The organism is Bradyrhizobium sp. CCBAU 53415, assembly GCF_028128735.1.
Classification (GTDB): domain Bacteria; phylum Pseudomonadota; class Alphaproteobacteria; order Rhizobiales; family Xanthobacteraceae; genus Bradyrhizobium.
On sequence record NZ_LBJF01000001.1, the window covers coordinates 1,162,664 to 1,186,500 of the forward strand.

The 23,837-nt window shown below is 65.3% G+C and carries 23 protein-coding genes; 8 read left to right on the forward strand and 15 right to left on the reverse strand.

Going from position 1 to position 23,837, the window contains the following annotated elements:
- Positions 1–9: 9 nt before the first annotated feature.
- Entirely contained in the window at positions 10–1,182 is a 1,173-nt protein-coding gene (locus XH87_RS05400; protein ID WP_271586432.1) for a M20 aminoacylase family protein, read from the reverse strand.
- 115 nt (positions 1,183–1,297) lie between these two features.
- Complete coding sequence (purB, locus tag XH87_RS05405; protein WP_271586433.1) at positions 1,298–2,605, reverse strand: adenylosuccinate lyase; 1,308 nt, start codon at positions 2,603–2,605, stop codon at positions 1,298–1,300.
- 557 nt (positions 2,606–3,162) lie between these two features.
- Here purB and XH87_RS05410 point away from each other — a divergent pair.
- Positions 3,163–3,750: a TetR family transcriptional regulator gene (locus XH87_RS05410; RefSeq protein ID WP_035707636.1), complete on the forward strand. Its 588-nt coding sequence runs from the start codon at positions 3,163–3,165 to the stop codon at positions 3,748–3,750.
- Between the two features lie 116 nt (positions 3,751–3,866).
- Here the strand turns inward: XH87_RS05410 and XH87_RS05415 are convergent, their stop codons facing one another.
- The 3 genes from XH87_RS05415 to XH87_RS05425 all read right to left on the reverse strand — a co-directional run bounded on the left by XH87_RS05415 (position 3,867) and on the right by XH87_RS05425 (position 6,312).
- Positions 3,867–4,172, reverse strand: coding sequence for a hypothetical protein (locus XH87_RS05415; protein WP_035707638.1), 306 nt, complete (start codon positions 4,170–4,172; stop codon positions 3,867–3,869).
- A 111-nt stretch (positions 4,173–4,283) separates the two neighbouring features.
- Complete coding sequence (locus tag XH87_RS05420) at positions 4,284–4,937, reverse strand: response regulator (RefSeq protein ID WP_035707641.1); 654 nt, start codon at positions 4,935–4,937, stop codon at positions 4,284–4,286.
- A gap of 7 nt (positions 4,938–4,944) precedes the next feature.
- A complete protein-coding gene (locus XH87_RS05425; protein ID WP_271586434.1) occupies positions 4,945–6,312 on the reverse strand; it encodes a sensor histidine kinase in 1,368 nt (455 codons plus the stop codon).
- Between the two features lie 198 nt (positions 6,313–6,510).
- Here XH87_RS05425 and XH87_RS05430 point away from each other — a divergent pair, with 198 nt between their 5' ends.
- From XH87_RS05430 to XH87_RS05450, 5 genes are all read left to right on the forward strand, one after another.
- On the forward strand, positions 6,511–7,281 hold the full coding sequence (locus XH87_RS05430) for a MotA/TolQ/ExbB proton channel family protein (RefSeq protein WP_271586435.1): 771 nt from the start codon (positions 6,511–6,513) through the stop codon (positions 7,279–7,281).
- Entirely contained in the window at positions 7,278–7,964 is a 687-nt protein-coding gene (locus tag XH87_RS05435; protein ID WP_035707652.1) for a hypothetical protein, read from the forward strand. Before XH87_RS05430 ends, XH87_RS05435 begins: the two co-directional genes overlap by 4 nt.
- Positions 7,957–8,562: a hypothetical protein gene (locus tag XH87_RS05440; RefSeq protein WP_035707655.1), complete on the forward strand. Its 606-nt coding sequence runs from the start codon at positions 7,957–7,959 to the stop codon at positions 8,560–8,562. The genes XH87_RS05435 and XH87_RS05440 overlap by 8 nt, the downstream gene beginning before the upstream one ends.
- A gap of 116 nt (positions 8,563–8,678) precedes the next feature.
- Positions 8,679–9,419, forward strand: coding sequence for a metallophosphoesterase family protein (locus XH87_RS05445; RefSeq protein ID WP_271586436.1), 741 nt, complete (start codon positions 8,679–8,681; stop codon positions 9,417–9,419).
- A 6-nt stretch (positions 9,420–9,425) separates the two neighbouring features.
- A complete protein-coding gene (locus XH87_RS05450; protein WP_271586437.1) occupies positions 9,426–10,865 on the forward strand; it encodes a protein kinase domain-containing protein in 1,440 nt (479 codons plus the stop codon).
- A 425-nt stretch (positions 10,866–11,290) separates the two neighbouring features.
- Here the strand turns inward: XH87_RS05450 and XH87_RS05455 are convergent, their stop codons facing one another.
- Positions 11,291–11,434, reverse strand: a complete 144-nt coding sequence (locus XH87_RS05455) for a hypothetical protein (protein WP_271586438.1) — start codon at positions 11,432–11,434, stop codon at positions 11,291–11,293.
- Positions 11,435–11,599: 165 nt separating this feature from the next.
- Complete coding sequence (rpe, locus tag XH87_RS05460; RefSeq protein WP_035707671.1) at positions 11,600–12,301, reverse strand: ribulose-phosphate 3-epimerase; 702 nt, start codon at positions 12,299–12,301, stop codon at positions 11,600–11,602.
- Positions 12,302–12,555: 254 nt separating this feature from the next.
- Between rpe and XH87_RS05465 the strand changes: the two genes are divergently transcribed.
- A complete protein-coding gene (locus tag XH87_RS05465) occupies positions 12,556–13,341 on the forward strand; it encodes an EF-hand domain-containing protein (RefSeq protein WP_271586439.1) in 786 nt (261 codons plus the stop codon).
- Between the two features lie 148 nt (positions 13,342–13,489).
- On the opposite strand, the gene XH87_RS05470 is transcribed toward XH87_RS05465, so the two are convergent.
- Together XH87_RS05470 and XH87_RS05475 are read right to left on the reverse strand one after the other, a co-directional pair.
- Positions 13,490–14,485 carry a P1 family peptidase gene (locus tag XH87_RS05470; protein WP_271586440.1) on the reverse strand — a complete coding sequence of 332 codons (996 nt, stop codon included), beginning with the start codon at positions 14,483–14,485 and terminating at the stop codon, positions 13,490–13,492.
- Positions 14,486–14,543: 58 nt separating this feature from the next.
- Positions 14,544–17,369 (reverse strand): PAS domain S-box protein, encoded by a 2,826-nt coding sequence (locus XH87_RS05475; protein ID WP_271586441.1) that lies wholly within the window; start codon positions 17,367–17,369, stop codon positions 14,544–14,546.
- Positions 17,370–17,606: 237 nt separating this feature from the next.
- On the opposite strand from XH87_RS05475, the gene XH87_RS05480 reads away from it, so the two are divergent.
- Positions 17,607–17,993, forward strand: coding sequence for a response regulator (locus XH87_RS05480; protein WP_271586442.1), 387 nt, complete (start codon positions 17,607–17,609; stop codon positions 17,991–17,993).
- A gap of 82 nt (positions 17,994–18,075) precedes the next feature.
- On the opposite strand, the gene XH87_RS05485 is transcribed toward XH87_RS05480, so the two are convergent.
- From XH87_RS05485 to XH87_RS05510, 6 genes are all read right to left on the reverse strand, one after another.
- Positions 18,076–19,194, reverse strand: a complete 1,119-nt coding sequence (locus XH87_RS05485) for a branched-chain amino acid ABC transporter substrate-binding protein (RefSeq protein ID WP_035707683.1) — start codon at positions 19,192–19,194, stop codon at positions 18,076–18,078.
- Positions 19,195–19,378: 184 nt separating this feature from the next.
- Positions 19,379–20,122 carry an ABC transporter ATP-binding protein gene (locus XH87_RS05490; RefSeq protein WP_050991029.1) on the reverse strand — a complete coding sequence of 248 codons (744 nt, stop codon included), beginning with the start codon at positions 20,120–20,122 and terminating at the stop codon, positions 19,379–19,381.
- Positions 20,119–20,976, reverse strand: a complete 858-nt coding sequence (locus XH87_RS05495; protein ID WP_035707685.1) for an ABC transporter ATP-binding protein — start codon at positions 20,974–20,976, stop codon at positions 20,119–20,121. Before XH87_RS05495 ends, XH87_RS05490 begins: the two co-directional genes overlap by 4 nt.
- Positions 20,973–22,268: a high-affinity branched-chain amino acid ABC transporter permease LivM gene (gene livM, locus XH87_RS05500; protein WP_271586443.1), complete on the reverse strand. Its 1,296-nt coding sequence runs from the start codon at positions 22,266–22,268 to the stop codon at positions 20,973–20,975. The genes XH87_RS05495 and livM overlap by 4 nt, the downstream gene beginning before the upstream one ends.
- Positions 22,269–22,295: 27 nt before the next feature.
- Entirely contained in the window at positions 22,296–23,213 is a 918-nt protein-coding gene (locus tag XH87_RS05505) for an ABC transporter permease subunit (protein ID WP_035707691.1), read from the reverse strand.
- A gap of 226 nt (positions 23,214–23,439) precedes the next feature.
- Complete coding sequence (locus XH87_RS05510; RefSeq protein WP_271586444.1) at positions 23,440–23,727, reverse strand: hypothetical protein; 288 nt, start codon at positions 23,725–23,727, stop codon at positions 23,440–23,442.
- Positions 23,728–23,837: the final 110 nt, after the last annotated feature.

Consider the following 23,837-nt stretch of genomic DNA (forward strand, 5'->3'; position numbering starts at 1 on the left):
ATTGCGGTGTCAACCCGCCGGCATCCGCGTTTCAACGAGACGCGCCCAGAACGAGGCGCCGTGGCCGAGGATGTTGTCGTTGAACACGTAGGCCGGGTGGTGGCACTCGTTGCCGTCGCCCATGCCTACCAGCACCATCGCGCCGGGACGCGCCTCCAGCATGAAGGAGAAGTCCTCGGCGCCCATCATCGGGATGAACTTGTCGTTGACGCGCTCAGTGCCGACGATGTCGCGGGCGACCTCGGCGGCAATGCCGGCCTCGCGGGCATGGTTCATGGTGACCGGATACATCCGCGTGTACTTGGTCTCGGCCGAACCGCCATAGGCGCGGGCGACGCTGTCGGCGACTTCGCCGATGCGGCGTTCGACGAGATCGCGCACCTCGGGGTCGAGCGTGCGCACGGTGCCGCCGAGCTCGGCGACCTCCGGGATGATGTTGAAGGCCGTGCCGGAATGGAATTGCGTGATCGAGATGACCGCCGACTTCAACGGATCGACGTTGCGCGCAACGATCGATTGCAGCGCATTGACGATCTGCGAGCCGATCAGCACGCTGTCGACCGACTTGTGCGGGCCTGCACCGGCGTGACCGCCCTTGCCGCGGACCGTGATCTGGATGTTGTCGGAGGAGGCGAGCATCGCGCCGGGCGTGGTCGCGAAATGGCCTTCGGGCAGGCCCGGCATGTTGTGCATGCCGTAGACCTCCTGGATGTTCCAGCGCGTCATCAGCCCGTCCTCGACCATGGCCTTGCCGCCGCCGCCGCCTTCCTCGGCGGGCTGGAAGATCATGATCGCGGTGCCGTCGAAATTGCGCGTCTCGGCGAGATATTTGGCCGCGCCCAGCAGCATGGCGGTGTGGCCGTCATGGCCGCAGGCATGCATCTTGCCGGGCACCTTCGAGGCGTAAGGCACACCCGACGTCTCCATGATCGGCAGCGCGTCCATGTCGGCGCGCAGGCCAATGGTCTTGCCGGAAGCCGACTTGCGGCCGCGGATCACGCCGACCACGCCGGTGCGACCGATGCCGGTCACGACCTCGTCGCAGCCGAACTCGCGAAGCTTCTCGGCGACGATGCCGGCGGTGCGGTGGACTTCGTAGAGCAATTCGGGATTCTCGTGGAAGTCATGGCGCCAGGCGGCCATTTCGTCGGAGAGGGCGGCAACGCGGTTGACGATGGGCATGGGTTGGGATCCGTTTTTGTGGGCGTTGTCGTCATTCCGGGGCGGTGCGAAGCATCGAACCCGGAATCTCGAGATTCCGGATTCACGCTTCGCGTGCCCCGGAATGACGAAAATATCAGCTCTCGCCGAACACGCGCTTGAAGATCGTGTCGACGTGCTTGAGGTGATAGCCGAGATCGAACTGCTCCTCGATCTCGGCGTCGGTGAGATATTTCTTCACCTCCGCGTCCTTCTTCAGAAGCTGGAGGAAGTCGCCTTCGCCGCGCCAGACCGGCATGGCGTTGCGCTGCACGAGCTTGTAGGCGTCCTCGCGGCTCGCGCCCTTCTGGGTCAGCGCCAGCAGCACGCGCTGCGAATGCACGAGGCCGCCGAGGCGATCGAGATTCTTCTGCATGTTGGCGGGGTACACCAGGAGCTTGTCGATCAGGCCGGCGAGGCGCACCAGCGCGAAGTCGAGCGTCACGGTGGCATCGGGACCCATCATGCGCTCGGCCGAGGAGTGCGAGATGTCGCGCTCGTGCCAGAGCACGACGTTTTCCAGCGCCGGCGTCACATAGGCGCGCACCATGCGCGAGAGGCCGGTGAGGTTCTCCGACAGCACCGGGTTGCGCTTGTGCGGCATCGCGGACGAGCCCTTCTGCCCCTCGGAGAAGAACTCTTCGGCCTCCAGCACCTCGGTGCGCTGCATGTGGCGGATCTCCACCGCGATGCGCTCGACCGAGGAGGCGATCACGCCGAGCGTCGAGAAATACATGGCGTGACGGTCGCGCGGGATCACCTGGGTCGAGATCGGCTCGGGGACGAGGCCCATGGCCTTTGCGACATGCTCTTCGACGCGCGGGTCGATCTGCGCGAAGGTGCCGACCGCGCCGGAGATGGCGCAGGTCGCGACCTCCTTGCGCGCCGCGATCAGGCGTTCCTTGGCGCGCGTGAACTCGGCATAGGCATAAGCGAGCTTGAGGCCGAAGGTGACAGGCTCGGCATGGATGCCGTGGCTGCGGCCGATGGTCGGCGTCATCTTGTGCTCGAAGGCGCGCTTCTTGAGCGCGGCCAGGACCTTGTCGAGGTCGGCGAGCAACAGGTCGGCGGCGCGGGTGAGCTGGACGTTGAGGCAGGTATCGAGCACGTCGGAGGAGGTCATGCCCTGGTGCACGAAGCGCGCCTCGGGGCCGACGATCTCGGCGAGGTGAGTGAGAAAGGCGATGACGTCGTGCTTGGTCTCGCGCTCGATCTCGTCGATGCGGGCGACGTCGAAGGTGGCGTCCTTGGCCTTGGCCCAGACGGTCCTGGCGGCCTCCTTGGGGATGGTTCCGAGCTCGGCGAGGGCGTCCGCCGCGTGCGCCTCGATCTCGAACCAGATCTTGAACCGGGTCTGCGGCTCCCAGATCGAGGCCATTTCGGGACGGGTATAGCGGGGGATCATGGGAGGGCTCCAGAAGGTGGGCGGACGATCCTGACAATGCGGCGCCGGCCAAAATGCTTTTTACGCCGTGATTTAACAGAGCTGGCGGGGTGAAACAAACGGTCTGGGCTGCGGGAGAGGGGGGATCGCCAAGCTTTCCACCGGACCGGTTCGCAGGGGATGCAGCCCGGCCGCAACTATTAGCGGTCAATCACGGATCATTGACTGACAGATATTGAAATCTGTCAGCGAGACGTGTATATCCGTCCCGGACGTTCCGATGGGGCGTCCCGCGACAAGCCCCGGGGAGCCCGACATCCGAACCAAGCTCGGATCGGAGGGCGGATGGAAGAACGGGGACCGCGGACGAATGGAGACTTAAGACAATGACGACCGAAATCCTCAATTTCACCGGTGTGATTGGGCATTGGCTCAATTTGCTGGTGGCGCGCCAGATCGCGGCGCAGGCTGCAAAACTGCCTCATTAAGGCATAGGCTTTCCGAACGACCGGCGAGGGCGCTTCGGAAGCAGCCCTACTGCCGGGTAACTGAGCCCCAAACGGGAACATGGTGCTGGCATGAATGAAGCCGTTATCCTGACGCCGGAGCGGATCCTCGAAGTGACCGAGGACGTCTTGCGGCGCTACGGACTTGCCAAGGCCACCGTGGTTGACGTTGCCCGTGCGCTCGATGTGAGCCACGGCAGCGTCTATCGCCATTTCCCCAGCAAGGCTTCGCTGCGCGAGGCCGTTGCCAAACGCTGGCTGGACCGCATCGACGCGCCGTTGCTGGCGATCGCCAGGGAGCAGGGGCCGGCGCCTGACAGGCTGGACCGCTGGCTGCGCACGCTGTTCGCCGCCAAGCGTTCGCGTGTGCTCGACGATCCCGAGATGTTCGAGACCTATCTGACGCTGGCGCGCGAGGCCTGCGCGGCCGTCAAATGTCACAAGGACACCATGATCGACCAGATCGCGGCGATCCTGACCGACGGCGTGAAGCAGGGCGAGTTCGCCGCGGGTGACGTCAAGGCGACCGCGCGCGCGATCTTCGATGCGACCGTCCGCTTTCACCATCCGGCCCATGCCGACGAGTGGAAGGACGCCGATCTCTCGGCGCGCGTCGATGCGACGCTCGCACTGCTGCTGCGCGGGCTGAAGGCGGCCTAAAGCATGATCCGGAAAAGTGCGAAGCGGTTTTCCGGAAAGATCATGCGTAAACAACAACCTAAACCGCGATGATCATTCATCCAAATCTCATCGCGCTTTAGACCGCGACGCCTAAATCACCCTCTCGCCTTGTGAAGATGCGCGCTCTCGTGAACGGAGGGTGAGGCGGTCGCATGCTTGCGCGGGTGATATGCGCCATTCGCCGCCGGTACGACCGGCGGGCACTCTGGATATGCGTTGATCGCGATTTCGACGGCATCCTTCGACCGCTTTCGAAGGCGGTAGAACGTCAGCTCCTGTTCGAGCATGGGGCAGCGAAAGTGGACGACGGCGGTGTCAGGCAGGCGGCAAAGTTCGTCGATGAGTTCGCCTACGGTAATGATCGGGGGGTGGTCGACTGCCTTGTGATGAACCTTGCTCATGGCGATTTACTCCTCCACTCTACTGCTAACCGGGGCTGGATGGCCTCCGTTCCATCCCGGCCAGCAGATTCGCGAACGCCAGGTCGCTCGCGGAATGCGGCAGCTCCGCTGCTAGATCCTCGTCAGCCCGCACGTCGCCGCCAGCCGCACCAGCTGCGCATCCGTGCGCGCGCCGGTCTTGGTCTTGATCAGATAGTGATAGTTCTGGACCGTCTTCACGCTGAGATTGAGACGCGCCGCGATCTCTTCAGTGGTGGCGCCGCCGGCGAACTGGTGCAGGATCTCGATTTCTCGTTCGCCCAGTTGATCCAGCGCTGAACCTGTCGGCGAAAGACTCTCCTCAGCCAGAACATGCGCGATGTCGTCGCTCATGGCGCGCTCGCCGCGGGCGACGCTGCGTATAGCGGTCACGACGGCAGAGGGTTCGCTGCTCTTGGTGACGAAGCCGCTGGCGCCGGCGCTGAAGGCGGCCTTCACCAGCACGGCCTCGTTGTGCATCGTGAAGACGAGGACCCGCGCCCGCGGGCTGCGCGCCCGGATGTTGCGGATCGCCTCCAGCCCGCTCGCGCCGGGCATCGAGATGTCAAGAACGACGACGTCAGGATCATGCGCCTTGAACGCCCCGTAGGCGTCCGCGGCGTTGTCGGCTTCCGCCACGACATGCAGATCGCCCTGGCTTTCCAGCACGCGCCGATAGCCTTGCCGGACGATCGGGTGATCGTCGACCAGCAAGACGGAGATGCCTGTTGCCGCAGCCTCGCTCATTCCGGCCTCACGCGGCGAGCGGGATGGTGGCGGCGACACTGAGGCCGCCACGGGCAGGCAGGATCGACAGCGATCCGCCGGCCGCCGTGACGCGCTCGCGAATGCCGGTGAGGCCGAAGCCGGCCGATTGCGCCACGCGTTCCGCATCGCCGCCGCCGTCGTCCTCGACCCGGATCAGGAGCGCGTCATCATCGCCGGCCCGCCGTTCGATGCGCAAGCTGATCTCGCGCGCAGCACCATGGCGCAGCGCGTTGGTCAGGCATTCCTGTGCCACGCGATAGGCCGTGGTGGCGGCCGGACCGCTGATGTCCGTGAGGTCACCCCTGAGATCGAGCTGGATCGTCGGCCGCGCCGCGCTCTGCGCGCGCCAGCTGTCGACGAGATTGACGAGACTTGCCTCGAGCCCGAGCTCCTCGGGTAGCGGATTGCGCAGACGCTTCAACGCATCGCGGAGCGAGACCATCAGATGATGGGTGGCCTGCGAGATCATGCGCGCATCCTGCGCGATTCCGTCGTCCTTGTTCTTCGAGCTCGCTGTTTCGATCATGTTGGCGAAAGCGAGAATGGCGGAGAGATTCTGCCCGAACTCGTCGTGCAGCTCGCGGGCGAGGGCGCGCCGCTCGTCGTCGCGGATTTCAATCAGGCGCCGCGTCAGCGCGGCGCGCTGCTCGGTGGCTTCCTCCAGCCGGCCGCCGAGTTCGCCGACGGCGCTGCCGATCATCGCCAGCTCCATCGAGCGGAAGCGCGGCAGCTTGGAGCGATATTGACCGCGCGCCATGCGCTGCAAGGCCGTCACAATCGCTCGCGCCGGCGCCAGCGCATGTGCGATCGCCAGCGAAGCCAGCAGCGCAATTGCCGCCGCCATCAACAGCGCGACGTCAATCACGTTGAGGACGTACTCCCAGGCCAGCGAGACGGCCGCCGCACCATCCGGCGTTGCGACCACCGTGCCGGCGGAAGCGGCGCGGGGACTGACGGGCCGGATTGCCTCGGCGTGGCTGCCGAGGAAGGTGGGCACAATGGCGGCGAACCAGCGCGGCGGCAGCTTGCCCAGCCCCTCGCTCTGGCCGCAGAGCGGCTTCTCGAATGCCGCGGCCGGCTGGAACTCGACGCAGACGCCGGGCGAGATCAGCTTCATCGTCTCCAGCGTGCGCCAGTCTGGAACCGGCAGAAGATGCTCGCGCGCTCTGCTGCTGCGCAGCAAAAGCTCGCGCCAATACAGCGCCTGTAGCGCCTGCGCGACCCGCTGCGCCGAGGCCGCAGTCGCGCGATCGACGCTGCGATAGGCGTCGAACGTCGCCCAGACGGTCGCGGCTCCGAGGCAGAGCGCGACGATGAGCAGCAGACGGGCGACAAGCTGAAGCACGAGGCGCATGCGATCACCCCCGACGTTTGGTAAGGTCAGCCTAACAACGCCGCCGCGCCTTGCCAATTGCGGGGTGGGCCGGGATGGCAGCTCGGGCAAATTTCCCAAGCCGGATTGGGCATGGGTCTTTGGACCGGGCGCGACGGCTTTGATCTAATTGGGTGGAATCGTTGCAGGCCAATCCCTGCAAGCCGGGAGCAGTGCAGCATGAGTTCGATGACGATTGGATCAATCGCGGGCACCACGACCGACTCGTCCGAGCGCAGCGCGCTGCTGTTCTGGATGATCTTCACCGGGCTCTCGATCTTCGCCGTCGTGCTGCTGTGGCGGTTCGGCCTGATCCATCTCATGCTGACCTCGGACCGCACCTACATTTCGAGCGTCATCGCGGTGCTCTACGTCGTCACCTGCGGCCACTGCTTCCTGCGAACGCGGGCGATCGCGCGGGAGGGGGCGGCAGCACGGAGCTGCCGCGCGGTGCTGTCGGCGGCCGGCGGCAGCAAGGCGCTCGATGCGAGCGCGGCGGGGCTGCCGCGCGGGCTGGTGCGCGACCACATCGAGAGCCTGGTGACCAAGGCCGCCGCCCAGGACTATCGCCCGGTCGATCAGACGCTGCTGCTGCGGACGCTCGCCGACCGCCTGCGCGGCTCGAATGGATTCGGGGCCTTCGTCTCCGACACGCTGATGAAGCTCGGCCTGCTCGGCACCATCATCGGTTTCATCATCATGCTGGCGCCGATCGCGGGCCTGGACGCCGCCGACAAGGTCGCGATGCGCTCCTCGATGGGCTTGATGAGCGACGGCATGGCGGTCGCGATGTACACGACGCTCGCCGGCCTCGTCGGCTCGATCCTGGTCCGCATCCAATACTACATGCTTGACGCCGCGACCCAGCGGGTGTTCTCGGACGCGGTGGTGCTGACCGAGACCTATGTGACGCCGGTGCTGGAGCGCAAGGGTTCCGGTGCGCGGTCATGATGGATGATTTCGGCCTCTATCCGCGCGAGGAGCCGTTCGATCCGCTGGGCGTGATGCTGTTCAAGGCGCTCCAGGTGATCGCGTTCCTGTTTTTCCTCGCGCTGCTCGCGGTCTCTCCCGATGCGAAGGAGGGCAAGATCGACTCCAAGGCCGAGTTCATGATCACGCTGGACTGGCCGGACAATCACCCGGACGATCTCGACCTGTTCGTGCAGGATCCCGCCGGCAACATCGCCTGGTACCGCCACCGCGAGGCGGGCTTCCTCACGCTCGATCGCGACGACCGCGGCGGGGCCAACGACTTCATCATGGTTGCCGGCAAGAAGATCGCCTCGCCGATCCGCGAGGAGATCGTCACCGTGCGTGGCATTCTTGCCGGCGAATACACCGTCAACGTCTCGCATTTCGTGGCCACGACCGGCGAGCCCGTGACCGCGAATGTGAAGGTGCAAAAGCTCAATCCGACCGCGCAGGTGATCTTCGACAACAAGTTCACGCTCGACCATACCGGCGACGAGAAGACCGCGGTCCGGTTCCGGCTCGATGCAGAGGGCAAGGTCGTCAATGTGGACCAACGGCCGAAATCCCTGCTGGAGACGTTCCGCAGCAGCTGGCGCAACGGCGCCGATCTCGACGCGAGGACTGGTGTGAGCAGGAACACTGCGAGGATACGCCGTGACTAGCCTGCAGACGGTCATCCTGACGCTGTCGATTGCCTACGCCGTCATCGGCGCACTGCTCCTGGTGGTGCTCGTCTATGCGCGGCTGCACTGGTCGCTGAAGGCGACGGCCGTCGTCATCACGAGCGCCTTCTATGTGGTCAGCTTCACCGAGATGCGCGGGTTGCTCGGTTGGGCCAGCGCCGACCGGCTGCCCACCGCCTTCAAGCTGCTGAAGGCCCGCATCGTCGAGCCGCATTCGCTGGAGGGCGATCCCGGCTCGATCTATCTCTGGGTCGAGGAACTCGATGAGGACAATCGGCCGAGCGGCATCCCGCGGGCCTTTCGGGTGCCCTACAATGACAGGCTGGCCGACAAGACCCATGCGGCCGAGAACGAGATTGCGGCAGGCCATCCGCAAGGCGGCCGCGCAGCGGATTTTGGCGGCGGCGATGGCAGTCTCATCGACATGGTCCGGGAATATGTGACCCCCAAGACCATCATGGAGACGAGCGGCGGCGATTCCTCGACCGGCGAGTTCATTGCCCCGCCCGCCGGGGCGCAGGGCGCGGTGTTCACGCCCATCCCGCCGCCCCGGATGCCGCCGAAGGACGAGCAATAGGCCCTACACCATCGCGGCAGGGGCACGCTGGTAAACCGCCGTGTGCCGGCGCATCCTTTGACCTCCCTCAATTTGGCCTTATCGGCTTCCAATAAGAATTTGAGGGTGGAGGGTGCGTGCTTATCGCTGTCTTCTCGGATATCCACGGCAACCGGCAGGCGTTCGAGGCCTGCCTGAAGGTGGCCCGCGCCAGGGGCGCGGAGCGCTTCGTCCTGCTCGGCGACTTCGTCGGCTATGGCGCCGACCCGGAATGGGTCGTTGATACCGCGATGGAGCTGGTTGCCGGAGGCGCGGTCGCCGTGCGCGGCAATCACGACCAGGCGGTCAATTCCTCGACGGAGACCATGAACGTCGAGGCGCAGATCGCGATCGAATGGACCCGCGGCCGGCTCGACACCGCGCAGCGGCGATTCTTGGCCGAATTGCCGATGCTGGTGCAGGACGGCGACCGCCTGTTCGTGCATTCGGAAGCGTCCAGCCCCCAGCGCTGGCACTATGTCCGCTCGACGACGGATGCCGCCAAGAGCCTGATTGCGACGCCCGCCCATGTCACGTTCTGCGGACATATCCACCGCCCCGCGCTCTATTCGATGTCGGTGACGGCCAAGATGACGAGCTTCGTGCCGAAGACCGACGTTCCCGTGCAGCTCCTGCGCGGGCGGCAATGGCTCGCGGTGCTCGGCTCGGTCGGCCAGCCGCGCGACGGCGATCCCTCGGCGTCCTTCGTGCTGTTCGAGACGGTCTCGTGCCAGATCACCTATTGCCGCGCCCCCTATGACATCGCGACCGCAGCAGGCAGAATCCGCGACAACGGCCTGCCGCACTGGCTCGCCGACCGGCTGTCGCAGGGGCGCTAGAGGCCGATGCCGAAACCCCTGGTCAAGTCAGGCGCGGAGATCGACGGTTACACCATCGGTGAATGCGTCCACGCCGGCGGCATGGCGACGCTGTGGACTGTCACCCATCCCGGCATCGACGTGCCCTTGCTGATGAAGATCCCGCGGGTGTCGGAGGGCGAGGACCCCGCCGCGATCGTCTCCTTCGAGATGGAGATGATGATCCTGCCGCGGCTCGCGGGTCCGCATGTGCCGGCCTGCTTCGGCACCGGTGATTTCGCCCGCCAGGCCTATGTCGTGATCGAGCGCATCCCAGGCGCCACGCTCTACAAGCGGCTCCCCGAGCTGCCGCTGCCTTATGACGAGGCGCGGCAGCTCGTCGCCAAGATCGCAACTGCGCTTGCTGATCTGAATCGGCAGAACGTCATCCATCATGACATCAAGCCGAGCAGCATCATGTTCCGCGATTCCGGCGAGGCGGTGCTGATCGACTACGGCCTGTCGCATCACAACCACCTGCCGGATCTGTTGCAGGAGGAATTTCGTCTGCCTTACGGCACCGCGCCCTATATGGCACCCGAGCGGCTGTTGGGCGTGCGCGACGATCCGCGCAGCGACCTGTTCTCGCTCGGCGTGCTGCTCTATTTCTTCACCACGGGCGAGCGGCCGTTCGGCGAGGGCGAGACGCTGCGCGCGATGCGGCGCAGGCTCTGGCGCGACCCGCATCCGCCGCGGAAGCTTCGCGCCGATTATCCGCCCTGGCTTCAGGAGGTGGTGTTGCGGTGTCTCGAGATCGAGCCGGTGTGGCGCTATCCGACGGCGTCCCAGCTCGCCTTCGATCTCGCCCATCCGGACCAGGTCAAGCTCACCGCGCGTTCGGAGCGGCTGAAGCGTGACCCGCTCAGCGTTGTTTGGCGGCGCCGTTTCAACCAGGGCGCCATGGCGCCGCGCGCGAAATCGGATGTCGCCGCCCAGATCGCATCGAGCCCGATCCTCGCTGTCGCGCTCGACACGATGGAAGGCACACCGGAGCTGAACGAGGCGCTGCGCGTGACCACCGAGCGCATCCTCGCCACCTTGCCGTCGGCGCGACTTGCCTGCGTCAACGTGCTCAAGCTGAACCGGATCGCGATCGACCGTACGCTGGACGAGCAGGGATCCAACAAGCATATCGACCGCCTGGTCGCGCTCAGGCATTGGGCGACGCCGCTGAAGCTCGACGAAAGCCGGCTGTCGGTTCACGTGCTGGAGGCCGTCGATCCCGCGGCGGCGCTGCTGGAATTCGCCGAAGCCAACCAGGTCGACCACGTCATCATTGGCGCGCGGCAGGGCTCGTTCCGCCGCACGCTGCTCGGCAGCGTCTCGGCCAAGGTGGCCTCGGAAGCGATCTGCACCGTCACCGTGGTACGGCCGCCGCGGATGGCCGGGGATGTCGGCGGGTCAGAGGCCGGCGAAATGACGGGTTAGGCCGCCTGGCGTCTTGCGGGATGGATCAGCCCGCGTGAGCGCTTTGGGCGGCGCGCTTGCGGCGGATGGGCCAGGAGAATCGCGGGCCGGGTTCGCCGTGATCCGCGCTGCCGCCGAAATACTGGATGATCTCGCGGCAGGGCTCGCAACTGAACAGGTTACGGGACGCGGATGCCTTGGTCATTTCAGTCAGGCAGTTCGGGCAATGCGGTTTCATGGGACGGTCCGCAAAAGAAGTCTCAGTGGCGGCGCTGCGAGGGCCAACGAGCGATCGCGGTCCGAATTGTCGAGCCCGGCATCATCGTCCGGCGCGCCATCGGCGCGCTCGAGGCGGCCGAAGAAGTCGTCGAGGCTCGGATGCGGGCGCCGTGGAATACGGCACCTGCGTTTCGGCTGGCGCTTCACGAGCGGGATCTGCATGGCGCTCAGCCCCGGCGACGATGAAAATGGATGATGCGGGCAGAAGCTACGGCCTTCACCGGTCGTGCCGCGTAGAGGCTGCAAGAAGCGATCGCCGCATTGAATCCGAACCACAACGCCACGCCAGTCCAAATCAGGGTCGTCGTCATGATGTGCTCCCGTCAAAAAGCAGGCAGGAGTCACTTGCGGTGATTTGCGCGAATCAGTGAAGTCCGGATGAGTACGGATCAAGATCGCGATTTGATGCGTCGCGCTCTGCAGGGCTGGTACGAGCCGCGGGATTTCTCCTCATCGCCTGCGCCGCTCGATCCAGCTCAAATCGCTTCGCCGCGGGCCCCCAGCGCCGCGTTGCGGATCGCGGCGATGTTGGTCTTGTAGGCGTCCTGCGTGCCGCCCCTGAACACCGAGGTGCCGGCGACGAAGGCGTTGGCGCCGGCTGCGGCGAGCGCACCCGCAACATCGGGACCGACGCCGCCGTCGACCTCGATGTCGATCGGACGGCCCGCCGTCATCGCGCGGATGTCGCGGATCTTGGCGAGTGCGGAGGGGATGAAAGCCTGGCCGCCGAAGCCGGGATTGACCGACATCACCAGCACGAGGTCAACGAGGTCGAGGACGTATTCGAGCGCGCTGATCGGCGTCGCCGGATTGAGCGAGACGCCGGCCTTCTTGCCGAGCGCGCGGATCGCCTGGAGCGAGCGGTGCAGGTGCGGACCGGCCTCCGCATGCACGGTGATGTGGTCGCAGCCGGCCTTCGCGAAGGCCTCGAGATAGGGATCGCAGGGCGAGATCATCAGATGCGCGTCGAAGATCTTCTTCGTGTGCGGGCGCATCGCCTTGATGACATCAGGGCCGTAGGAGATGTTGGGTACGAAGTGCCCGTCCATCACGTCGAGATGGATCCAGTCGGCGCCGGCGGCGTCCACCGCGCGCACCTCCTCGCCGAGCCTGGAGAAATCCGAGGCCAGGATCGAGGGGGCGATTGCCAGGGGGCGGGGAGCAAAAGCTTGGGTCATGGCGCGGTTTTCCCGTGGCGGCCGTGAAGGATGGGCTTCGCCTAACATGGGCCTCCGTGGCGGGCAATGCAGGGGAGCGGTGCTTCCTGTGGGCGGAAATTCTTGCCGCGACCGGCACGAATTGCCGGTGTTCCCGGGCCGTGCAAGGCACAGGAAAAGCGGATTTCATTGACATTTTCGCGCTGGCACGACGCTTGCTGACGTCACCCGATAGAACATCGGCCGCGGCATGCGGCATGCGTTGGAGTTGTGCAATGCTGTTCGCCCTTGGCGCGGTCTCGAGTGCGCTCGATGCGATCCAGTCGCTGACGAACTCGAAATCGTCTTCGTCGACGCACAAGACGGGACCGGCGCAAGGCGCCACCAATCCGTTCGCGATCGACAGCGGCAGCAGCATCTCCAGCGGCGCGACCTCTTCGGTCAATGCAGGCAAATATCCGCAGATCTCGCCGGAGACGATGAACGCGCTGTTCGCCGCGCAGAGCCAGTCGGCGGGCACGAGCGGTGCGAGCAACTCGGCCTCGACGGGGGCTGCCTCCTCGGCATCGAAGAGCCGCGAAGATGCTTTGAAGGACCTGTTCTCGCAGATCGACGCGGACGGCGACGGCAGGATCACCAAGTCCGAGTTCGAGGACGCGCTCGGCGCCGGCGGCACCAACCTGGCGCAGGCCGACGACGTGTTCTCGAAGATGGATGCGAATGCGGATGGCGGCATCAATCTCGGAGAGATGACGAAGGCGCTGAGGGGCGGCCACGGCCATCATCATGCGCAAGGTGCTGGCGGCGCGGGCGACGGTTCGGAGTCCTCGTCGCAATCCAGCGGCAGTTCGACTTCGACCACGACGACCAATGCCGACGGCTCGACGACCACCACCGTCACCTATGCCGACGGATTCAAGATGTCGACGACGGTCCCCGGCGCCTCCGGGCCCTCCGCCAATTCAGCCTACGATCTGTTCGCGCAATTGATGCAGCGGCAAGGCGGGCAGGGCCAAGGCGCCTCAGCGACTGCCGGCTCGTCCATGTCGATGAGTGTGTGAGCTAAGAGCGCTCTTTCGGCAAATGACGCTGTCGTGCCCCGCGAAAGCGGGGCATCCAGTACGCCGCGGCCTTCCGGTTTAACCACAACCGTCTCTGGAATACTGGATCGCCCGGTCTTCGCCGGCCGATGACACCTGATGTGAGGCGCTAACCGAACTTGTCTTTCCACGCCGGCTGCGCACCGGGGAACGGCAGCGCGGTCGCGCTGTACACGCCGCTTGCGATCGCGCGTGCGACCACGTTGGCGGCGACCATGCCGAGCTCGGTGAGTTCCACCAGCGGCTCGATCGGCTTCTCGCAAGTGGCCGCGGCGAACAGCACGTCGCCGTCGAGCGGAGCGTGCACCGGATAGATCGCGCGGGCAAATCCGGTCTGCGCGATCATCGCGAGCCGCTTGGCCTGCGCCTTGCTCAGAATCGCGTCGGTGACGACGAGGCCGATCGTGGTGTTCTCGCGCTCACTCGCTGCCGGCCCGCCCTTGATCCGCATCGCCAGCATGTCGGGCGTGAACGCAGGCGGCAGACCGCGTCCGCCGAACTCACCGTTTTCCTCGAACGGCGCGGCCCAGAACCAGGGGCCGTCGCCGACGGTGACGCTGCCGACCGCGTTCACCACCATGATCGCGGCGACCTTGATGCCGTTCACTGTAACGGCCGACGCCGAGCCGATGCCGCCCTTGAAGGTGGCGGTGGTCGCACCCAGGCCCGCACCGACGCTGCCGAGCGCGAAGTCGGTGCCGGCGGAAGCAGCCGCGGCATAGCCGAGATCGCGATAGGGCGAGAAGCGGCCCCAGGCCTTGTCGCCGCCGTTGAGCAGGTCGAACACGATCGCGCCCGGGACGACGGGGACCACGGCCTCGCGGACCCTGAAGCCGCGGCCCTGTTCGGCGAGCCAGGCCTGCACGCCGCCGCCGGCATCGAGGCCGAAGGCGGAGCCGCCGGAGAGCGCGATCGCATCGACCCGTTCGACCGTATTGGCGACGTCGAGCAGCGAGACCTCGCGCGTGCCGGGTCCGCCGCCGCGGACGTCGATCGCCGCGACGGCCGGCTGGTCGAAAATGACGGCGGTCGTGCCGGAGGCCACTTTCATATTCCCGGAATGGCCGACCCGGACGCCGGCGATATCGGTGAGAAGGTTTTTCAAGATGGCCTCGTCGTTGAGAGCAATTTGCCATCTGCGATAGCGCAGCGATGCCGCAGGCTCAACTGGCGAGCGCGGTCCTGAGCATCTTGGCGAGCTCGGTCTTGCGATAGGGCTTGGCCAGCAGCAGCACGCCGGAATCGAGCCGGCCATGATGGACGATGGCGTTTTCGGTGTAGCCGGAGGTGAACAACGTCTTTAGGTCGGGGCGGCGCCGGGCCGCCTCGTCAGCAAGCTGGCGGCCGTTCATGTTGCCGGGCATGATGATGTCGGTGAAGAGCAGGTCGATGGTCTCGTCGCTGTCGATGATATTGAGGGCCTCGGCGCCGTTGGCGGCCTCGAGCGCGGTATAGCCGAGGCTCTTGACCTGCGTCACGACATACTGCCGCACCAGCGCGTCGTCCTCGACGATCAGGATCTTCTCGTTGCCGCCGGTGATGGGCGCGTTCTGGAGCGCCTCGAACTCGGTCTCCTGCACCCCGGTCGAGCGCGGCAGGTAGATCTTCACGCTCGTGCCGTGACCTTGCTCGCTGTAGATCTTGATGTGGCCGCCCGACTGCTTGACGAAGCCGAACACCATGCTCAAGCCCAGGCCGGTACCCTTGCCGACCTCCTTGGTGGTGAAGAAGGGATCGAAGACCCGGTCGATCAGCTCCGCGGGAATTCCGCTACCGGTGTCGCTGACCGCGATCATCACGTAATTGCCGGCAACGACGTCGGGGTTCATGCTGGCATAGCCGTCGTCGAGGAAGACGTTGCGGGTCTCCAGCACCAGGGTGCCGCCGTCAGGCATGGCGTCGCGCGCATTCAGCGCGAGATTGAGGATCGCGGTGGAAAGCTGGCCCGGGTCGACCAGCGTCGGCCAGGCATCCTCGGTGAGCTGCGGCATGATGGTGATCTGTTCGCCGAGCGTCGGATGCAGCAGCTTGGCGGCTTCGAGCGCCAGCGCATTGACGTCGATCTCGCGTGGCTGGAGCGGCTGCTTGCGGGCGAAGGCGAGCAGGTGCCTGGTCAGCTGCGCGCCGCGCTCGGCGGCGTCGTCGATCAGCTTGGTGATGGCGGCGAGCTCGGGCCGGTCGGCGACCGCGTCGCTGAGAATGCCGATCGTGCCCGTGATGACGGTCAACACGTTGTTGAAGTCGTGGGCGACGCCGCCGGTCAGTTGGCCGATCGAGTCCATCTTCTGGACCTGTCGGAGCTGGGCCTCGGCGGCCTGCTGGTCGGTGAGGTCGCGGCCGATGAAGTAGTGGCGCTTCACCGGCTCGGACCAGGTGCCCATCCAGTTCAGCGTGACCTCGTGACCGTCGTAATGGTAGTAGCGCGCCTCGAAGCTGCGCTTGACCGCGCCACGACGGGCTGCGCGCATCTCGTTCCGCGCCTTCTCGAGATCGTCGGGATGGATGAAATCGGTCGCGCAATGTCCGACCATGTCCTCGGGGCTGTAGCCGAGAATGTTCTTCACGCTCGGGCTGACCTGGACGAAATTGCCATAGCCGTCGGTGACCAGGATCAGGTCCTGCGATGTCTCGAAGATGCGCTGGCGTTCTTCGATCTCGCGACGCAGCTTCTCTCTCGCCTGCTTTTCTTCGGTTATGTCATGGGCGATCTTGGAAGCGCCGATGATCTCTCCATGGTCTGTTCGCAGGGGGGAAACATTCAGGACGACGTCCAGCGGACGGCCGTCTTTCCGGATACGGATCGTCTCGTGCTGGGCGATCGACTCGTTGCCGGCGATCCGGTTGAGGATGCTCCTGACTTCGCCCTTGAGATCCGGCGGCACGATGATGTCGATCGGCTTGCCGATGGCCTCGGCAGCGGAATAGCCGAACAGATGCTCGGCGGCCTTGTTCCAGCCGGTGATGACGCCGTCGAGCGATTTCGTGATGATGGCGTCATTGGACGACTCGACCACCGCGCCGTACAGCGCTAGGCGCTTGCCGTAATAGTCGCGTTCCGAGGCCGATTGCTGGCGAAGCCTCCCGACGAGGCCCACGGTACGCGCCTGGAGGCGGACATTCTCGATGAGAAGCACTGCGAGCACGATGGTCGCCGCGGCGAGGCCGTAGAGCCGGCCGGCATAGAAGCCGAGATCGAAACGTGCGACGTTGACGATGGCCGACAGCGCGATGTCGAACAGCCAGGCGCACATGACCACCATGAGCCAGACGTCGATCACCGCATGCGGCTTGCGGAACCAGAGCGAGACCAGCGCGGCAAAGCTCAGCGACCACACGAAGGACACGACCCCGATCATGGTTGGCGTGTAGCGACCGTCGCGCAACAGCACCGGCAGCAGATCGTGCTGCGCGGTCGCGATCCAGGCGAAGACGGCCGTCGCGGCGATGACGCCGAGCACGCTGGCATAAATCGCGCTGCTGGCCGCGCCGCGGATCCGCGGGCCACCGTCCTTTTCTTTCAGCCAGGCATACCCCATCACGAACAGCGGAAAGCCGGCGTGCCAGATCATGTAGAGCCAGACCGTGGTCTGCACGCCCGCGCCGAAGAGCCCGGTCGGTGCGAACAGTCCGGGGAAGGTGAGGGCGTGAACCAGCGCCGCCGCAGCAGTGAAGAGATAGCCGGTCGCGAGCCACAGCAGCGCACGGGTCCGCAGCACCGCAAATTGCGAGAGCACCAGCACTGCCGTGACGATGTCGTTCACGGCGAGCGCCGATTGATAACTGGCGACGAAGGCCGGGACCGGCAGGAGCGGGGTGCCTGCGAAAGGCACGGCTGCCGCGAACAGGAGGGCGGACACGCCGACAACCGTCAATGCTGCAGTGCGGTCGGTCGAAGTGGCCGGCAGGGTCGAAAGAAACGTGCTTCGGTCGATCGTCGCAGGCACGCCCACCTCTTGCGGGGCGGTCTTGAGCAGGTCGGGTTTGAGCATCTCCGCGAGTCTCATTCGGCCGGCAGTCCGTTCATAGTAGCGGTTTTGAGCGCGGGTCGTGCACGGGACCAGTCACGACTCAACCGAAGGTTACCGCTTACTTAACCTCGGTGGGAACACGGAATAGGGATTTGGTAAGGTGCCCTTTACTGGGCGATGCCATGATCGCCCTCCGCCGCGGCGGGTTCCAGGTTTGAATCTGGCAATTTTGATTCCGATATCGGGAGTTGTTCCTCCATGCCCCGCGTTCTCATCATCGACGACCAGAAGGACGTCCGTGCGATGGTCGCGATCCTGCTTCGGGTCAATCATTTCGAGGTCGTGGAGGCAGACAGCGGTGCGGCGGGCCTGAAGGCCTTCGCGGAAAGCCCGTTTGACGCGGCCATCGTCGACATCTTCCTGGGCGACACCAGCGGCGTCGACGTCATTGCGTCTCTGCGCGAACGCGCGCCGGCGCTCCCCGTCATTGCGGTCTCCGGGATGACGGCGCTCGATTTCATGGACCAATCGCCTCACCTCGCCAACGTGGTCTGCCTGCAAAAGCCGTTTCGGCCGAACGATCTCCTGCAAGCGATGCGGAATGCCCAGACTGCGGCCGACGGCGAACTGTCCGCAGCCGTCTGATCCCGCCGCAGGAAGAAACGCCCCGGGGTAAGCCGGGGCGCGGTGACGATTGCATCGTGGCCCAAGGCCTCGCAAGCGCGCCTTAGGTGCCGCCGCCGGCGATCTCGGCGTAGCCGCCCTTGGCATCCCATTTGTAGACGACGTAGTCGATCTGCTTGATGTCGCCCTTGGCGTCATATTCGATCGGGCCGATCACGGTGTCCCACTTGCCGGCCTTCATCGCCGCCATGACCTTCTTGGCGTCGGTGGTGCCGGCCTTCTTGGCCGCCTGCGACCACACCTGCATCGCCGCATAGGTGTAGAGCGTATAGCCCTCGGGGTCGATGTTCTTGGCCTTGAAAGCCTCGACGATCTTCTTCGCGGTCGGCTTGTTGCGCGGATCGGGGCCGAAGGTGAACAGCGTGCCCTCGCCGGCAGGGCCGGTGATGGAGGCATACTCCTTGTCGGCGAGCGCGTCGCCGGCCATCAGCACGGTCTTGAGGCCCTGGTCCCGCATCTGGCGCAGGATCAGGCCGCTCTCCTGATGATAGCCGCCGACATAGACGAGGTCGATGTTGTCGCGCTTCAGGCGGGAGACGATCGCGTTGAAGTCCTTGTCGCCCTTGTTGTAGGACTCGTACATCTTCTCGGTGACGCCGGCCTTGTTGAGCGCCTTCTTGGTCTCGTCGGCAAGACCCTTGCCGTAGGTGGTCTTGTCGTTGAGGATGGCGATGTTCTTGCCCTTGAAGTTCTTGGCGATGTACTGCGCCGCGATCAGGCCCTGCTGATCGTCACGGCCGCAGACGCGAGCCACGTTCCAGAGCTTGCGCTCGGTGAACAGCGGATTGGTCGAGGCCGGCGTGATCTGGAGCACGTTGCCGTCGGCATAGGCTTCCGAGGCCGGGATCGACGATGACGAGCAATAGTGCCCGGCCACGAACGGGATTTTCGAACCGGCGATCTTCTCGGCGATCGAGCGCGCCTGCTTCGGGTCGCAGGCGTCGTCTTCGACGGAGAGCGCGAGCTTCTTGCCGTTGACGCCGCCGGCGGCGTTGATATCGGCCACGGCCATCTCGGCGCCGTTCTTCATCTGGCGGCCGAAGGCGGACTCGCCGCCGGTCATCGGGCCTGCGACTGCGACGGTGACATCCTGCGCCAATGCCGCGCTCGACAGCGCGATCGATGCGCCGAATGCCAGACCGATGAGCTTCAGTGATTTCATGAGATACCTCGCGGGTGGTCGCCTGTGGAAGTTGCCGGGCATGCCCGGTTCAAACCGGCGCCATTCTTGAATGAATTCGAGGAGAAGTCACCGGCAAAATACGGGCATTGGCGGAGATATCTCGCCACATTCGGCTGCACTCGTCCGCCTTGGGGCCAACTCTGGGGCCAGGTCTGGGGCCAGGTCAGCCGTGGCGGCCGCCTTCCAGATAGGCGGCGCGAATCTCGGGTCGCTGCAACAATTCGGTGCCGGTCCCGGCCAGCGCGATCAGGCCATTGACCATGACGTAGCCGCGATGGGCGAGCTTGAGCGCATGGTTGGCGTTCTGCTCGACGATCAGGACGGTCAGGCCGTCCTGCCGGTTCAGGGTGCGGATCGCATCGAAAATCTGGCGTGCGATCAGCGGTGCCAGCCCGAGCGAGGGCTCGTCGAGCAGAAGCAGGCGGGGGCGGCTCATCAGGGCGCGGCCGATTGCCAGCATCTGCTGCTCGCCGCCGGACAGGGTTCCCCCGCGCTGGGCATAGCGTTCCTTCAGCCGCGGAAACAGTGTGAACACGCGTTGCAGCGTCGCCTCGCGTTCGGCGTCGGTGCATTCGGTCGAGTCCGCGCCCATCTGAAGATTTTCCGCAACGCTCATGCGCGGGAAGATGCGGCGGCCCTCGGGCGATTGCGCGATGCGCAAATGCGCGATCGCGTGGGTGGGCACGTCGGTGATGTCGCGGCCTTCATAAAGGATCTGGCCGGCGCGGGCGCGCGGCTTGCCGAAGATCGTCATCATCAGCGTCGACTTGCCGGCGCCGTTGGCGCCGATCAGGGCAACGATCTCGCCGGCATTGATCTCGATGTCGACGCCCTTCAGCGCCTCGATCTTGCCGTAGGCGGCGCGAAGACCGCGGATCGCGAGCAGGGGAGTGGGCGCCGATGTCACGTCCCGTTCTCCATCACGGCCACGGCCTCGTCCTCGTCGGTGCCGAGATAGGCGGCGATCACCTTCGGATCGTCGCGGACCTCGCGCGGCGTGCCTTCCGCGATCTTCACGCCATGGTCCATCACCACGATGTGGTCGGAGATCTCCATCACCACCGACATGTCGTGCTCGATCAGCAGGATCGAGGTGCCAAGCTCGTCCCGGATCGAGAGCAGGAGCTCGCTCAGGGCCGCGCTCTCGCGCGCGTTGAGGCCGGCCGCGGGTTCGTCCAGGCATAAAAGCGCGGGCTCGGTGCACATCGCGCGCGCGATTTCCAGCCGGCGCTGGTCGCCATAGGCGAAATTGCCGGCCGCATCGTCTGCGCGGTCGAGCAGGTTGACCCGCTTCAGCCAATCGGTGGCGAGGTCGATCGCGCGCTTTTCGGCGTCGCGGTAGGTGGGGGCACCGACAAGGCCGAGCAGGGTGAAGCCGGAGGCGCGCATCAGCGCGTTGTGCTGCGCCACCATCAGGTTTTCCAGCGCGGTCATGCCGGGAAACAGGCGGATGTTCTGGAACGTGCGCGCGACCTTGGCCTGCTTGGCGATGCGGAAATCGTTCAGCCGGTCCAGCGCGATCACTCTGCCGTCGTCATGGGTGAGGCGAATGGCGCCGCCGCTCGGCTTGTAGAACCCGGTGATGCAGTTGAAGACGGTGGTCTTGCCGGCGCCGTTCGGTCCGATCAACGCAGTGATCTTCTTCCGTTCCGCGCTGAAGGACAGATCCTGCACGGCGACGATGCCGCCGAAGCGCATGGTGAGCCGGTCGACGCCAAGAATCTTGTCGCTTATCTTGTCGCCAATCTTGTCGCCGCTCATCCGTGCCCTTCCTTGACGAGGTCGGAGGAGATCGCCTGCGCCTTGGTCAGATACACGGTGGGCGCGCGATGGCCGATCAGGCCGCGCGGCCGCCAGATCATGATCAGCACCATCGCCATGCCGAACACCAGCATGCGATAGGTCTCGAGGCCGCGGAACAGCTCGAATCCGCCGATCATGGCGAGCGCGGCAAGCGCCACGCCGAGCTGCGAGCCCATGCCGCCGAGCACGACGATGGCGAGCACCAGCGCCGATTCCTGGAAGGTGAACGATTCCGGGCTGATGAAACCCTGGCGGGTGGCGAAGAACGCGCCGGCGAAGCCGCCGAACATGGCGCCGGTCGCGAACGCCGTGAGCTTGGTCGTCGTGGTGTTGATACCGAGCGCGCGACAGGCGACCTCGTCCTCGCGCAAGGCCTCCCAAGCCCGCCCGATCGGCAGGCGGCGCAGGCGGATCGTGGCCCAGTTGGTGAGGAGCGCAAGCGCCAGGATCACATAGAACAGGAAGACGATGCGGTGGGTCGGCGAGTACTCGATGCCGAGCCTGGCGGCGAGCCCGTCATCGCTGTTGTCGAGCGGGATGCCGAAGAAGGTGGGGCGGGGAATGCCGGAGACGCCGTTTGGACCGCCGGTCAGATCCTGCCAATTGATGATGACGAGGCGGATGATCTCGCCGAAGGCGAGCGTCACGATGGCGAGGTAGTCGCCGCGCAGGCGGAGCACGGGGAAGCCGAGCAGCACGCCCCAGAACGCGGCGAGGATGCCGGCGAGCGGCAGGCAGATCCAGAACGACCAGCCGAAATTGGTGGCGAGCAGTCCGTAGGAATAGGCGCCGACCGCATAGAAGGCGACGTAGCCGAGATCGAGCAGGCCGGCGAGCCCGACCACGACATTCAACCCCCAGCCCAGCATCACGTAGGTAAGCACGAGGATCGCGAGGTCCAGGATGTAGCGCTGGTCATAGAAGATGACGGGCACCAGAACCGTGAAGATCAGAAGCGCCGGCGCGAGGTAGCGTCCGATCAAGGACATGCCGCTCTGCACTGCTGGCGGCACCAGCTTCTCGGCGCCGGTCGGACCGATCCATTGCCGCAGCAGCTCGATCACGATCGAGCCGCCGAATACCGCAGCCACAAGGGAGGCGAGCTCGCCGAAGCGCGTCCAGTAGGTGAGCTGGCCGTCGGAGCCCGCCTCGGTGCGGATGCCGACCATCAGCGAGAACAGCACCAGCGCGATCACCGCGTTGACGAGCGCCGTCTTCAGGATGGAGGGGATGCCCGGCTTGGCCTTCATGGGTGAGGGAGCTGCCACGCGCGACCGTCAGACTTTTTCGACTTCGGGACGACCGAGCAGGCCGGTCGGCATGAAGATCAGTACGACGATCAGGATCGAGAATGCCGCGACGTCCTTGTATTCGACCGAGAAATAGGCCGACCAGAACGTCTCGATCAGGCCGATCGCAAGTCCCCCGAGCATGGCGCCGGGCAACGAGCCGATGCCGCCGAGCACGGCGGCGGTGAACGCCTTGATGCCGGCGACGAAGCCCATGAAGAAATCGACGAGGCCATAATAGAGCAGGTACATGAGGCCGGCGACCGCAGCGAGAGCGGCGCCGATCACGAAGGTCATGGAGATGGTGCGGTCGACATCGACGCCGAGCAGCGCCGCCATGGTCTGGTCCTGCTCGCAGGCGCGCATGTCGCGCCCGAGCCGGGTCCTGGAGACCAGCCAGGTGAAGAGCGCCAGCAGCACGATGGTGGTGACGACCACCATGATCTGGATGTTGGAGAGCTGGATCACGAAGCCGTCCGCGCTCTCATGCAGCGTGTAGCCGCCGGTGATGAAGGGCGGGATCGGCTTGACGCGCGCGCCTTGCGTCACCTGCGAATAGTTCGTGAGCACGAACGACATGCCGATCGCCGACAGCATCGGGGCGAGACGGAAGGAATGGCGCAGCGGCCGGTAGGCGATGCGCTCGATGGTCCAGCCATAGAGCGCGGTGATCGCCATCGAGACCAGCAGCACGACGAGCAGGATCACGGGGATGGCGGTCAGTCCGAACGAGATCAGGATCAGGAAGGTGATGAGGGCGATGAAGCCGCCGATCATGAAGACGTCACCATGGGCGAAGTTGATCATGCCGACGATGCCGTAGACCATCGTGTAGCCGATCGCGATCAGGCCGTAGATCGAGCCGAGCACGAGGCCATTGATGAGCTGCTGGGCGAAATAGTCCATAGGCTGCCGTTACCACACCTGACGCGGGCTCAAAGGGAGCTCTTCGAGAGAGAGTTCTTGGGCCCCGGCAGCCCTTGAGCGTTCTTCCGTTTTTGTAACAGGAGGGAACTGGCGGCTGCAACTGCCCAGGCCTCGGCACAAGGGGCTTGTACAGAGATCATTTCGCGCTCGGGTTCCTCGCAGCGAAGGAATCGGGTTCCCTGGCAACCAAAGTGAGTGCTGGCCGTTAATTCCCTCTCTGACGTCCAACAAGGGAGTTCCCCGAATGACGAAGCAGCAGAACCAGAATCCGGGTCAGCAGAGTCAGAACCCCGGCCAGCAGCGCCCCGGGCAGCAGCAGGGCGGCGGTCAGAAGCCTGGACAGCAGCAGCAGAATGACCCGATGCGCCAGGGCGATCGTCCCGGCCAGCAGGGCGGCCAGCGCGATCAGGATTAGCTTGGGAGCCCAGGAGAGAAGGAGGCCCCGCCGAAGGGCGGGGCCTTTTTTCTCGTCCTTGGCTTTCTGCTTCGTCATTCCGGGGCGATGCGAAGCATCGAACCCGGAATCTCGAGATTCTCAGGTGCGCAATTGCGCACCATAGTTCGGCTCTGCGAGCCGCCCCGGAATGACGATTGCGAGGCCGG

Bases quoted from the DNA above. Each gene is read 5' to 3' on its own strand.
- XH87_RS05415 (WP_035707638.1), bottom strand. From the start codon at position 4,172: ATGAGCAAGGTTCATCACAAGGCAGTCGACCACCCCCCGATCATTACC.
- XH87_RS05495 (WP_035707685.1), bottom strand. From the start codon at position 20,976: ATGAGCGGCGACAAGATTGGCGACAAGATAAGCGACAAGATTCTTGGC.
- purB (WP_271586433.1), bottom strand. From the start codon at position 2,605: ATGATCCCCCGCTATACCCGTCCCGAAATGGCCTCGATCTGGGAGCCG.
- XH87_RS05505 (WP_035707691.1), bottom strand. From the start codon at position 23,213: ATGGACTATTTCGCCCAGCAGCTCATCAATGGCCTCGTGCTCGGCTCG.
- rpe (WP_035707671.1), bottom strand. From the start codon at position 12,301: ATGACCCAAGCTTTTGCTCCCCGCCCCCTGGCAATCGCCCCCTCGATC.
- XH87_RS05480 (WP_271586442.1), top strand. From the start codon at position 17,607: ATGCCCCGCGTTCTCATCATCGACGACCAGAAGGACGTCCGTGCGATG.
- XH87_RS05465 (WP_271586439.1), top strand. From the start codon at position 12,556: ATGCTGTTCGCCCTTGGCGCGGTCTCGAGTGCGCTCGATGCGATCCAG.
- livM (WP_271586443.1), bottom strand. From the start codon at position 22,268: ATGAAGGCCAAGCCGGGCATCCCCTCCATCCTGAAGACGGCGCTCGTC.
- XH87_RS05420 (WP_035707641.1), bottom strand. From the start codon at position 4,937: ATGAGCGAGGCTGCGGCAACAGGCATCTCCGTCTTGCTGGTCGACGAT.
- XH87_RS05485 (WP_035707683.1), bottom strand. From the start codon at position 19,194: ATGAAATCACTGAAGCTCATCGGTCTGGCATTCGGCGCATCGATCGCG.
- XH87_RS05435 (WP_035707652.1), top strand. From the start codon at position 7,278: ATGATGGATGATTTCGGCCTCTATCCGCGCGAGGAGCCGTTCGATCCG.
- XH87_RS05430 (WP_271586435.1), top strand. From the start codon at position 6,511: ATGAGTTCGATGACGATTGGATCAATCGCGGGCACCACGACCGACTCG.
- XH87_RS05400 (WP_271586432.1), bottom strand. From the start codon at position 1,182: ATGCCCATCGTCAACCGCGTTGCCGCCCTCTCCGACGAAATGGCCGCC.
- XH87_RS05410 (WP_035707636.1), top strand. From the start codon at position 3,163: ATGAATGAAGCCGTTATCCTGACGCCGGAGCGGATCCTCGAAGTGACC.
- XH87_RS05455 (WP_271586438.1), bottom strand. From the start codon at position 11,434: ATGACGACGACCCTGATTTGGACTGGCGTGGCGTTGTGGTTCGGATTC.
- XH87_RS05450 (WP_271586437.1), top strand. From the start codon at position 9,426: ATGCCGAAACCCCTGGTCAAGTCAGGCGCGGAGATCGACGGTTACACC.
- XH87_RS05475 (WP_271586441.1), bottom strand. From the start codon at position 17,369: ATGCTCAAACCCGACCTGCTCAAGACCGCCCCGCAAGAGGTGGGCGTG.
- XH87_RS05425 (WP_271586434.1), bottom strand. From the start codon at position 6,312: ATGCGCCTCGTGCTTCAGCTTGTCGCCCGTCTGCTGCTCATCGTCGCG.
- XH87_RS05510 (WP_271586444.1), bottom strand. From the start codon at position 23,727: ATGACGAAGCAGAAAGCCAAGGACGAGAAAAAAGGCCCCGCCCTTCGG.